At 68.9% G+C, this 11,722-nt stretch carries 11 protein-coding genes; 7 read left to right on the top strand and 4 right to left on the bottom strand.

Features of this window, described 5'->3' with window-relative positions:
• Window positions 1–4 precede the first annotated feature (4 nt).
• From ABZU75_RS30695 to ABZU75_RS30680, 4 genes are all read left to right on the top strand, one after another.
• Complete coding sequence (locus ABZU75_RS30695) at window positions 5–1,141, top strand: serine hydrolase domain-containing protein (RefSeq protein ID WP_355561643.1); 1,137 nt, start codon at window positions 5–7, stop codon at window positions 1,139–1,141.
• A 625-nt stretch (window positions 1,142–1,766) separates the two neighbouring features.
• Complete coding sequence (locus ABZU75_RS30690; protein ID WP_355561640.1) at window positions 1,767–2,966, top strand: FAD-dependent oxidoreductase; 1,200 nt, start codon at window positions 1,767–1,769, stop codon at window positions 2,964–2,966.
• A gap of 29 nt (window positions 2,967–2,995) precedes the next feature.
• A complete protein-coding gene (locus ABZU75_RS30685; protein WP_355561638.1) occupies window positions 2,996–3,883 on the top strand; it encodes an RNA polymerase sigma-70 factor in 888 nt (295 codons plus the stop codon).
• A 429-nt stretch (window positions 3,884–4,312) separates the two neighbouring features.
• Window positions 4,313–5,152: an SMI1/KNR4 family protein gene (locus ABZU75_RS30680; protein ID WP_355561635.1), complete on the top strand. Its 840-nt coding sequence runs from the start codon at window positions 4,313–4,315 to the stop codon at window positions 5,150–5,152.
• A 482-nt stretch (window positions 5,153–5,634) separates the two neighbouring features.
• Here the strand turns inward: ABZU75_RS30680 and ABZU75_RS30675 are convergent, their stop codons facing one another.
• Complete coding sequence (locus tag ABZU75_RS30675; RefSeq protein ID WP_355561632.1) at window positions 5,635–6,678, bottom strand: saccharopine dehydrogenase NADP-binding domain-containing protein; 1,044 nt, start codon at window positions 6,676–6,678, stop codon at window positions 5,635–5,637.
• Between the two features lie 101 nt (window positions 6,679–6,779).
• Here ABZU75_RS30675 and ABZU75_RS30670 point away from each other — a divergent pair, with 101 nt between their 5' ends.
• Complete coding sequence (locus ABZU75_RS30670; protein WP_355561629.1) at window positions 6,780–7,727, top strand: helix-turn-helix domain-containing protein; 948 nt, start codon at window positions 6,780–6,782, stop codon at window positions 7,725–7,727.
• A 322-nt stretch (window positions 7,728–8,049) separates the two neighbouring features.
• Here the strand turns inward: ABZU75_RS30670 and ABZU75_RS30665 are convergent, their stop codons facing one another.
• On the bottom strand, window positions 8,050–8,601 hold the full coding sequence (locus ABZU75_RS30665) for an ABATE domain-containing protein (protein ID WP_355561626.1): 552 nt from the start codon (window positions 8,599–8,601) through the stop codon (window positions 8,050–8,052).
• A 91-nt stretch (window positions 8,602–8,692) separates the two neighbouring features.
• Here ABZU75_RS30665 and ABZU75_RS30660 point away from each other — a divergent pair, with 91 nt between their 5' ends.
• A complete protein-coding gene (locus ABZU75_RS30660; protein WP_355561623.1) occupies window positions 8,693–9,943 on the top strand; it encodes an MFS transporter in 1,251 nt (416 codons plus the stop codon).
• Window positions 9,944–10,015: 72 nt separating this feature from the next.
• Here the strand turns inward: ABZU75_RS30660 and ABZU75_RS30655 are convergent, their stop codons facing one another.
• The gene (locus ABZU75_RS30655; protein WP_355561621.1) at window positions 10,016–10,339 is read right to left on the bottom strand and encodes a WYL domain-containing protein; all 324 of its coding nucleotides are present in this window, start codon (window positions 10,337–10,339) and stop codon (window positions 10,016–10,018) included.
• 54 nt (window positions 10,340–10,393) lie between these two features.
• Window positions 10,394–11,194 (bottom strand): AraC family transcriptional regulator, encoded by an 801-nt coding sequence (locus ABZU75_RS30650; protein ID WP_355561618.1) that lies wholly within the window; start codon window positions 11,192–11,194, stop codon window positions 10,394–10,396.
• Between the two features lie 115 nt (window positions 11,195–11,309).
• On the opposite strand from ABZU75_RS30650, the gene ABZU75_RS30645 reads away from it, so the two are divergent.
• Window positions 11,310–11,666 carry a VOC family protein gene (locus ABZU75_RS30645; protein WP_355561615.1) on the top strand — a complete coding sequence of 119 codons (357 nt, stop codon included), beginning with the start codon at window positions 11,310–11,312 and terminating at the stop codon, window positions 11,664–11,666.
• Window positions 11,667–11,722 lie beyond the last annotated feature (56 nt).

The following is an 11,722-nucleotide window of genomic DNA, read 5'->3' as shown; positions in this document are numbered from 1 at the left end:
CGCGGTGGCCACCGCGGGTGTGGCCGTGCCGAAGGCCGCTGCCGGGCAGGACCGCCCGGAGCTGCAGAAGGCCATCCAGGAGTTCGTCGATGCCGGTTACGCCGGGGTGCAGATGCGCGTGAACGATCAGCGGGGCGAGTGGGTCGGCAGCGCCGGGGTGCGCAAGCTGGGCCAGAGCGCCAAACCGCCGACCAACGGCCACTTCCGGATCGGCAGCACTACCAAGACCTTCACCGCGACCCTGGTGCTGCAACTGGTGGCCGACGGCGAGATCGGGCTGGACACCCCGGTGGCCGACTACCTGCCCAAGTTCAAGCTGGACCGGCAGATCACGGTGCGGATGCTGCTGCAGCACACCAGCGGGTTGTTCAACTTCACCGGCGAGTACTACGACGACGGGACGATCGTGCCGGGGATCCCCTGGGCGGGCCCGGAGTGGGTGGACAAGCGGTTCCACACCTACCAGGACGAGGAGCTGGTACGGCTGGCGTTGTCCAAGCCGGCGAAGTTCGCGCCGGGGACGAACTGGAGCTACGCCAACACCAACTACGTGCTGGCCAAGCTGTTGATCGAGAAGGTCACCGGCCACTCCTACGCCACGGAGATGAAGCGGCGGATCCTGGGGCCGCTCAAGATGCGGCGCACTGTGGTGCCGGGCACCTCGCCGGAGATGCCCAGGCCATACGCCCACGCCTACTACCGGTATGAGGACGCCGGCCAGTGGAAGACGATCGACGTCACCCGCCAGAACCCCTCCTGGATCTCCGCCGCCGGTGAGATGATCTCGACCACCGAGGATCTCCAGACGTTCTTCTCCGCGCTGCAGGGCGGCAAGCTCCTGCCGGCCCCGCTGCTGGCCGAGATGCGCAAGCCGCACCCCAAGAGCAGCGGCCTCTTCGGCAGCTACGGCCTCGGGCTGTACGTGCAGGACCTGGGCCCGGGCTGCGTCGGCACCGTCTTCAACCACAACGGCAGCAACAATGGCTACGGGGCGCTGATCTACAGCACGCCTGACGGCAAGAAGACCATGGCCGCCTCGATCACCACCGGGGACGCCGCAGTCGACCCGGCGCAGGTGTTCCCGAAGGCGCTGGACAAGCTCCTCAAGGAGGTGTTCTGCGGCGGGAAGGCCGCGGGCTGAGCCAACTCCCGCCCCCTGGCGGTCGGCGATCCTGCCGGTCGCCGGGGATAGGGCGGGGAAGTAGAGCCGGATCATGAGCGCCGCAGGTTATCCGCGATTTCTGGACCATGCTCTACCAGACGATCGACGACTGACACCGCGCCCGCGCCTGGTAGGCCCGCCCTCAACCCGCGACACCCGACGGTCAGCTCCTTGCGGCCGAACCGTCGACGTTTCCACGAGGGGGTGGTCGTGGCCCTGTTCGCCCGAGGTCGGCTCGCCCGCCCGGCGGCACAGCCGCGACGTCCAGGCCAAGCAGTGCCGGGCGCGAAAGGTCGGGCAGGTGACCAAGGCCAAACGCATCGGCGGCAGAGCTCACTACCAGGGTCACCCCCGCTTCGCCGCGCTCAGCGCAGGAGATCAAATGGGCTTTGATCGTTATTCGGCCTTCTGCGGCTGACGGTCGTTGGAGCCGCGCTGATAGACCATCGCGGCGGGAGTGCTGGCGGCACGGTGGGATTCGTTGATCACGTGGGCCGAGAACGCCATCAAGCCGACTGTGTCGCGTGTCACACCGATCGCATGTCACGTACAGGCAGGCAGCTTGCATCTCGTGGTCGTCAGCACGACGAGAAAGGCACAAACGATGAGCACACAGCACGGCATGGCGGCCACGCACCGCGTTCTGATTCTGGGGGCGGGGTACGCGGGCATGTCCGCAGCGATCCAGCTCGCCGCTCGGGACAAGCGGCGCAAGGACGTGCAGGTAACGCTGGTGAATGCCCAAGAGCGGTTCACCGAGCGGCTGCGGCTGCACATGACGGCGACCGGGCAGCAACTCGCCGAAATGAGCATCCCGGAGCTGCTTGAGGGCACGGGTGCGGAGTTTGTGCGTGGCTGGGTGACGGCCGTGGACGCGAACGCGAAGACTGTGCGGATCGACGACAACCGGGTGCTGCACTACGACACACTGGTGTACGGGCTGGGCGGCATGGCCGACACGGAGGCGGTGCCTGGTGTTGGGGAGCACGCGTACACACTCAACAGCGCCCAGGACGCCGAGTTGCTGGCCGACCGACTGGCTCGGCTCGGCCGCGGCACAGTCGTGGTCGGTGGCAGCGGGTTGACCGGCATCGAGTCGGCCGCGGAGATCGCCGAGCAGCACCCGGAGCTGAACGTCGTGCTTCTGGGCCGGCAGGAGCCCGGTGCGGCCATGAACCCCAAGGCCAAGGCGTATCTGCAGGCCGCGCTCGAGCGCCTGGATATCCGCGTGCGCAGCGGGATCGAGGTGGTGAAAGTGCTGCCCGATTCGGTCGATCTGGCGGGTGGGGAGAGCATTGCCGCCGATGTCGTCCTGTGGACGAGCGGTACGCGGGTGTCGCCGCTGGCGGCCGCCGCGGGTCTGACCGTCGACGAGTGCGGCCGCATCGTCACCGACGCCGCGCTGCGGTCGGTGTCGCACCCGGATGTGTACGCTGTGGGTGACGCGGCCGCGATCCACCAGGGCTACGGCGTCATGCACGGCACCTGCCAGGGAGGCATGCCGACCGGTGTGCATGCCGCGGTGTCGATCGTCCGTGCGCTGAACGGCAAACAGCCCAAGCCGTTCCGCTTCGGCTACTACCACACGCCGGTGAGCCTGGGACGGCATGACGCGGTCGTTCAGTTCACCCACCCCGACGACAGCCCTCGACGGGTGTATCTGACCGGCCGCATGGCAGCACGGTATAAGGAGACAGTGACTGCTTCGCCATGGCCGACCTACGGCCGTATGAAGAAGATGCCCGCCTCGGGCGTGTTCTGGCCCCGCGGCGGTCGCTTCACTCGTATCCGGGGGGTGCGGTGACGCACCCGTCCCCAGACCACGACCAGCAGGTGTTCAACCAGCATCGCAATCTGCTGTTCTCAGTGGCCTACCGCATTCTCGGCACCGTGGCAGACGCCGAGGATGCGGTCCAGGATGCCTGGATTAAATGGTCGGCCACCGGCCGCTCGCAGGTGGCCGACCCCAAGGCATATCTGGCGCGAATCGTGTCAAATCTGGCGCTGGAACGGCTGCGGTCGACCAGGCACCAGCGCGAGACATATGTGGGGCCGTGGCTGCCGGAGCCCATTCTCACCAGTGGCGACACCGCTGACGACGTCACGAACGCCGAGTCGGTATCGATGGCGATGCTGGTGGTGCTGGAAACGCTGAGCCCGCTCGAGCGCGCGGTGTTCGTGCTGAGGGAGGTCTTCGACTTCAGCCATGCCGAAATCGCGGAGGCGGTGGAGCGTTCCGAGGCCGCGGTGCGCCAGGCGGCGCATCGTGCTCGCGAGCATGTGCGGGCCCGGCGGCCACGCTTTACCGCGGACCGGTCGCGGCAGCGTGACGTCACCGGTCGGTTCCTTGCCGCCGCGACCGGAGGTGACATCAACACCCTTATGGAACTGCTGTCCCCGGACGTCACACTGTGGACCGACGGCGGCGGCAAGGTCCGCCAGGCATTGCGTCCGGTCGTGGGCGCACAAACGGTGGCCGCCTGGTTCGCAGCCATCGGCAAGGTCACCTACCAGGGCGTCGAGCCTGCCGACATGAATGCCGAACTGGTCGAGATCAACGGCGGCCCGGGCATGGTGTTCATCGGCTCGGGTCGCGTCATCGCCACTGTCACCTTCGACTTCGACGCTGACGGCCGCATCACCGCCATCCACAACGTCGCCAATCCCGACAAACTCCAGGCTATTGCCGACAGAACTACTCGCGACGTCAGCACGCCCTGAGATCTGCGCGGGATCCACCCTCGGCACCGCTGGTCGGCTGCCAACATATGAGCGGCCTGGCCGGCTTGATCCCGCCGTCCACGAGCGGACCCGGGACAGGGCGGTCGTGAGCGTGATCGTCGGGCCATTAGCGGGCCATTAAGGGCGGTCAACAGGGGTCAGTCACGGTCACTCGCGGGGAGGTCGCCGCCCAGCTTGCGGCCGTACGGCCGGAGATCGGACCGATTCGCAAGCAGTGTCAACGACGAAGATTCAGACGTCGTTGACACATGGACCCCGTTCGCAGAACTGCTTCCAATGACCTTGGGTTTTCGACCTCCGGTGAGGAACGCAGCACCGGCGAGGTATCCGCCGCGGTCCGAGCTCGCGGCCTACGCGACGCTGATGGGCGCGAGAAACCTGATCGCCGGCTCACTACACTTGCCGGCCATGACGGCGATGGAGGAATTGATCCGCTTTGTGTCGCCGCCCACGGAACCGGTCGACGCGCACGGCGACTGGAGTGAGGTCGAGGCCGCCCTCGGGCTTGGGCTGCCCGCTGACTTCAAGACGCTCATCGAGCAATATGGACACGGCCAGTTTGTTGACTTCATCACGCCGCTGACTCCGTTTGGCGCCCACGACCTGCTGGTCCAGCACGCACAGCGGCTGCTGGATAGAGAGCGGTCTTTCCGTGAGAAGTATCCCGACGAATGCCCGTACCCGTTCTATCCGGAACCCGGTGGGCTGCTGGAGTGGGCCGACACCGACAACGGTGACTCGCTCTGCTGGCTGACCGACGGAGAGCCGGACAGTTGGAGGGTCGTGGTCTGGAACTCGCGCAACGTCTGCTACGACGCACATGACGTCGGCGCGGTGGAGTTCCTCCACGGCTGGTTGAGCGGACGGATCACCACGACGATATTGCCCGATGAGGTCGAGGCGTCGCCGTGGTTCGAGCCGTTTCGCGAGCGCGAACACGTTTACATCAAGCTGTCCGAAGGCGAGTTGCCCTACCTTGAGCGGCTACGGATTCTCCGTGATGCGCTCGCGCCCACGGCCGACCGGGGCGCGAACGATGATGGAGACGACTGTCGACAAGACCATTTCGCAGCCACGGACCTCGGCTGGTTGCTGACCTACGAGACGGCCTACGGTCACCAGATCCGGGTTGCCTTCCCGGCTGAAGACGAAGGGCGGGCGCGCGTCACACTGTTCGATGCCGTCCGCCGCATGGGTTGCCAGGTGCTGTCGACGACGACGCACCGCGGAGAGCCTGTCTGGCCCTAGCCACACGACAGTGGCGCTGCTGATAGGGATGCCAGGCCGTGTCCGTGGCCGGCCCGGAGGAGGAGGCCACCAGGCGGATCCTCGCCTTGGCCGGTCTCACCGACGACGAACAGGTTTCGCCTGAGGCCGCCGGCGGGCAATGTGACGAACCGGCCGCGACCGCGGTAGAGGAGGAGGACGATACCGATCTGCCGGCCTTCATCAAGTCGGCGCCGAGGTGGGTCCACAGCGCCCGGTGCCGATGGACCAGGGCGACGGGAACCTGCGGCAGTTCTGGAGTGAACCGGGGTATGCCCAGGTCGTCTTGTTCAGCGGCGGCGTAGCCGAGGTTCAGAGATAGGTGGCTCGGCCTAGTGCGGAGAAATCGGCCAGGATCTCATCGAGTTGCTACTGGTTGATCTCCACGGGGGCTCCCGTCTGTCGGAGTCGGCGCTGGCGTCGACCGCACTGACCACGCTCTGAATCCCGGTACGGGTCGTCGGTCAGCCGCGTGTGTCGAGCGGGACGTGCACCGAGAGGTGCGCGGACAGGGCGCGGAGGAAGTCCGGGGCGTCGAAGACCGCGCCCGCGGAGGCGACGCCGATGGTCCTGGTCCGACCGGTGAGGATGCGGTCGACGGCCTCCACCGCGAGCGGCGCGCTGATGGCGTAGATGTCCTGACCGGCGGCGGCCACGCGGCGTTCCGCGCCGCCCGAGCGGACCAGGACGTCGACGACGAAGGTCTGCGCGGATCGGCCGAGCTCGTCGACGGCGGCCGGTGCCGAGGCGTCAGGAGCGGACAGGTCCGCGGCCGCCTTGGCGGTCATGTAGGTGCGTACCTCCGGGACGGCCAGGTGACTGGGAACGGTGACGACGTCGGCCATGGTGAACTCTCCGATGACGCTCTGGGGGCCGAGCGGAGCCGGGAAGGGCCACTCCAGGGTCGGCAGAGCGTCGTCGTGGTGTTCCATCCGTCCGCCGGTGTAGCGGATACGGCGGCCACCCCGCCGCTGCCCCGAGACCGCGCCCGAAGCGAGTGTTCCGGCCGTGGGGTGCCAACTGCTCAGGCCGTAGGCGATGTGTGCCTCGTCCGCAGCCGTCCAGTCGCCCATCGCGGTGGTGACCAGCAGGTCGCCGAGGCCGCCGTAGAAGGCCATCGCCGGGACCACCACGGTGCCCGCGGCGCGGGCACGCTCCGCGAAGTGCGTGAACGTGTCAAGGTTCGCCTCGATCTCGGCCGCCACGTCGACATATGGGATGCCGGCCCGCAGCGCCGCCTCGACCAGCGGGGCGGCGGTCGTGGCGAAGGGCCCGGCGCAGTTGATCACGGCGGCCGCGCCGTTCAGTGCGCGGTCGAGCGAGGCCGGATCGTCGGCCGACGCCTGCCGCGCCTCAAGCCCCGGCTGGGCCTGCGCCAGCGCCAGTAGCTTGCCCTGGTCGCGGCCGAGGAGCAGCGGGACGTACCCGCGCTCGCGCAACTCCGCGACCACGAACCGCCCGGTGTGCCCGTAGGCGCCGAACACCGCCACGTTCCGTCCCGATTCCATGCCTGCTCCCATGTGCTCGAAGTGATCCACTGCGGAAATCCTGTCCCCATCTGCCTATCGGGGCCAGTGTCCGGAACGACATGACCCGTACAATTTCTGACATGAGTTCTGTTCCGCGCTCCGTCGCGGTCGCCGCTACCGACGGGATGCTGCACTTCGAGCTGGCCCTGGCCTACGAGGTGTTCGGCTCCGCCCCGGCCGCCCTGCCAGGCCCCTGGTACGACGTCAGGGTGTGCGGCACGCACGCCGCCCGGGTCGGCCGGTTCCTGCTGGAGCCGGACTGCGGGCTCGACCGGCTGGCGCACGCCGACACCGTGATCGTCCCCGCCCTGGCGGACGTCGACGAGGACCCGCCGGCCGACCTGGTCGAGGCGGTGCGCGTGGCCCACGAGTCGGGCGCGCGGGTGGTCTCCCTGTGCACGGGCGTGTTCGTGCTCGCCGCCGCCGGCCTGCTGGACGGGCTGCGCGCCACCACGCACTGGGCCCACACCGAGGAACTGGCGGCGCGCTATCCGCGGGTGCAGGTCGACCCGGATGTGCTGTACGTCGACAACGGCAGCGTGCTCACGTCCGCGGGCAAGGCCGCGGCGATGGACCTGTGCCTGCATCTGGTCCGCCGCGACCACGGCCCGGCGGTCGCCAACGTGGTCGCCCGCCGCCTGGTCGTGCCGCCCCACCGGGCCGGTGGCCAGGCTCAGTTCGTCACCACACCGGTGCCCGCCCAGGACGGCCATCCCCTGGCCGAGCTGCTCACCTGGGTGATGCGGCGGCTGGACCAGCCGCTCACCGTGGAGGACCTGGCCCGCCAGGCGAACATGAGCTCGCGCCACCTGGCTCGCCAGTTCCGCTCGGTAACCGGCACCACCCCGCTGCAGTGGCTGCTGACGCAGCGGATCCGCCGCGCGCAGGAACTGCTGGAGGCCACGGACGACAGCGTCGAGGCCATCGCCTCGGCCGCGGGCATGGGCACGGCGACGACACTGCGCCGCCACTTCCACCGCACGATCGGCGTACCACCGGACGCCTACCGCCGGACCTTCCGAGCATGAGGCCTATGGTCCTTGGCGTACCGCCACGTCCCATGTCTCATCCGGGGTGGTCAGCACACCCCGCTCAATGATCTGCGCCCGCCCGCCGTCCATACCAGGACCTCACCGTCGCGCACACGAGTACGGAACAAGGACTCCGACCGCAACGCGGATATCGTACTCCGCACCCCCGACCAGCCACGCCTCTTCGAACCGGGCGCCCCTCGCCCGTGCCCTTTCACCGCCGCCGGAACAGGCCTCAACTCGCCGTGCCCTGCCCATCAGTCCGCGAAAGTGCGGTCAGTTCTCGCGAACGAAACCAAGCCCCACCCGACCGAGGCCCTCAGGAGGAGCGTCCCGCGTAGTAGCGCCGCGACTTGTCGCGGCTGCCACAGGTGGTCATGCTGCACCACCGGCGGCGACGATTCTTGCTGACGTCCAGGAACAACCAGCAGCACGACGGACACTCACCGAGCCGATCCAGTGGCCCGTGGGTGAGTAGCTCGACCGCCGAAGCCGCGACCTCCCAGAGCAGGATTCGCACCGTACGCGGACCACCCCACGAGAACCGGAAGTTCCCGCCGGCCTCCTCCAGCCGGCCATGGGCGATGCCGTCACCGTGCAGCGCGACGACGACATCAAGATCTGGCTGCGGCGCCGGACCCCCCTGCGCAAGCGGCTGAAACACCCGGAACACCGCCTCACGCAGCTCGCGGGCATCCGGCAGGGCCGCTGCGAGCCCGTCCGGTTCCTCGATCGGATGCCCCGCCGCCGCGGCCCAGGTCACAGCCTCCTCCGGGGTACCCAGCCAGTCTCGCCGAGCCACCGGACGGTCGTTGACCGTGTTGGCGAAGTCCAGGCACAGCGCGTTCCCAACCAACTCGATGGCAGTCACGGCATCGAGTATCTCACCGATCAAACCCTGTTGACAGGTTAGGCGGTACGGGCCACGCTATGACCGATCAAATGTATTTGAAAGGTAAGAAATGCGCCTCCTCCCCCCGTCGCTGGGCCGGCCGTTCAACGCGCTGTGGTTCGGCACCGGTGCCGCGAACCTCGGCGACGGCATGGCGCTGTTCGTCCTGCCACTGCTCGCCATCGCCGCCGACGCCTCGCCCGGCGGGGTGGCGGCCGTGACGGTGGCGCTCACCCTGGCATGGCCGGTCTTCGGCCTGCACGCCGGCTGGATCGTCGACCGGGTCGACCGCCGGATGCTGCTGAGCGGCGTCAACCTGGTCCGCGCGCTGGTGCTGTCCGGCCTCACCATCAGCCACCTCACCGGCACCCTGTCGCTGCCGCTGCTCCTCGCCGCGGCGGTGCTGCTCGGCGTGGCCGAGACGCTGGTCGACACCGCGCTGACCTCGACCATCCCCATGGTCGTCGAGCCTGCCGGTCGCAACAGAGCCAACGCGCGCATCGAGGCGACCATCAACGTCACCAACGAACTCGCCGGCCCACCGCTCGCGGGCCTGCTGGCAGGCCTCACCCTCGCCCTGGCCACCGGCGCGAGCGCGGCCCTCTACGTCCTGGCCGTCGCAGGCCTCGCCATGACGGCCCTGCGCCGGGCGCCTGCCGAGGCCCGGACCGCGACCGCGGGGGGCGGCAACGTGGTCGCCGGCTTCCGGTACCTGTGGCGGCAGCCGGTGGTGCGAACGCTGACCCTCTTCACCGCCGTGATGAACATCCCCTGGGCGGTCGCGACGGCCCTGCTCGTCGTGTACGCCGTCAGCCCCGGCCCGCTCGATCTCACCACAGCCCAGTACGGCCTGATGCTGACGGCGATGGCCGTGGGCGGGCTGCTCGCGGCGGCGGTGGTGGAGCCGTTGCGGCGCCGGTTCGGGGTGACCAGGCTGCTGATCGCCGACGCCGCCGGGACCGTTCTGCTGGTGGCGCCGGTGGCGCTGGGCGGGCCGGTGTGGACCGTGGCCGCCGGGGCAGTGATCGCTGGGGCCGGATCGAGCATCTGGCGCATCCTGGTGGCCACGATCCGGCAGAACCTGTCGCCGCCGGAGTTGCTGGGGCGTATCTACGCCGCGTCTCGGGTGCTCAGTTGGGGGGTGATTCCGGCCAGCGCGGCGCTGGCCGGAGTCGCGGCGGAGCTATGGGGGGTACGGGTGGTGTTCGTCCTGGCCACGGGGCTCGCCGTCGTCGTGCTGGGCGTCTTTGTGCCGTACGCGCTCCGTACGGATCTGTCTGCGGCCATCGAGCCGAAAGTGGACCATCAGCCCGTCGCGTGAGCACGGTCGACGGCACTTGGCGCAGGCTCCCACCCTTTGCCGGGCTTGGTGGTGATCAGGTGGAACGGGTCGTCAGGCAGTCGCTCGCGCGTACCGGCCGGCGAGACGGCGCAGGTGTGCGAGGAGTTCCGGTGGCCCGGTGACGCGGAAATCCTCGCCGAGCAGGCCCAGGTAGACGCCGAGGGTCTCGACCGTGTCCGCGCCGGTGTGCAGAACGCAGGTGCGTTCGCCGATGCGTTCGACCGTTCCGACCGCCGGGCTGATCCGATCGGCGACGACATCCGCGGCTTCTTCCGCCGGCTCCGCTGACCTCGGCCGACGCGAGGAGTTGACCGTCGAGGGCGGCGGCCTGCTGGACCTGCTCGCTCCCAAGGCGTCACCCGAGATCCGCTTCACCGCCCCAGGTCACCGCCACGGCATGTAGCGACTCATCACGGACGCACTGCCGGCTCAGCGGACGTTCTGGCTCCGCCGCTCCCCGCGGGCCGACAGCAGCCGGCGCAGCACGGTCGGAGTGTGTCCCAGATGCTCGCGGACAGTACGGGTCAGGTGCGCTTGATCGGCGAAACCAAGGTCGGCGGCCAGGTCGGCGAGACCGCGTTCGCCCCGCGTGAGCCGGTCCATGGCCTGGCCGACGCGCACGCGGTTGCGGTAGCGGGTCAGTGACACGCCCATCTCCTGGGAGAAAACCCGGCTCAGCCGGTATGGCGAGACCTTCAGGAGCCCGGCCAGCGAGCACAGCGCCACCGCCTCCGGCGCCCCCTGGAGGATCGCCTCGCGGGCCACCGCGACCAGCGTCCGGTCGGCGGGCTTCAGCCGCTCGACCGGCCGGTCGGCGGCCATCGCGACGAGACGGAGCAACTCCTCCGTGAGCGCGTAGTCGACGTCACCACCGGCGGCGGCCAGCAGCAGCCGACGGTGAGTGAGATCGACACGCGCGTCCACGTACACCGTCGTCCCGACTGAAAGCCCTTCCCAGAGCCAGGGCACGAAGCTCACCGAGGTGCAGACGTCACCACCGGCGGGGTGCGCGAACCGTTCCTCCTCACCCGGGGCGCCCAGGTAGGCGGTCGTCGGATCCAGATCGGCACTGCTTCCATCGGCCCACCGCCGGAACCTGCCGTGCCGTACGAGCACCATGCGATGGTCATCACGTGCCTCCGGCGCCGACCATCGGGTGTGGTCGGCACGGCAGCCCACCGTGGTCACGGTGAACTCCGGCCGGGCGGCGAGGGTCACGGCTGACAGCACGCCGCAGACACTACGCCGGGGGTACGACGAAACGATCCGCAAAGATCTTCAAGACCTCTCGGCGGGTGGGAGCGGATGCTGGACGGGCACCCGACGACACCAAGGAGTCATCGACATGGCCGTTAGCGCGAAGCTCACCGCGATCATCATCGACTGCGCCGCGCCGAAGGAACTCGCCGAGTTCTACCGGCACCTCACCGGATGGGAGATCACCCACAACGACGACGACTACGCCTACCTGGGCGACGGCCCGATCCAGCTCGCCTTCCAGCGGGTCACCGGCTACCGGGGACCGGGCTGGCCCGACCCCGCCAAGCATGGCCACCTCGACTTCCAGGTCGCCGATCTGGAAACCGCGACCGAGGACCTGCTCGCACTCGGCGCGACCAAGCCCGGCTTCCAGCCCGGCGAAGGCCAATGGATCATCCTGGCCGACCCCGAAGGCCACCTGTTCTGCATCACCACGGCCTGACCGGGAGTACCGAATACTCCACGATGCTCAGGGGCCCATGGTGGGAGAGGTCGCTC

Source organism: Streptosporangium sp. NPDC005286 (assembly GCF_040607515.1).
GTDB lineage: Bacteria > Actinomycetota > Actinomycetes > Streptosporangiales > Streptosporangiaceae > Streptosporangium.
The sequence above is the reverse complement of the archived record's forward strand: the minus strand, read 5'-3'. Positions and strand labels throughout refer to the sequence as shown.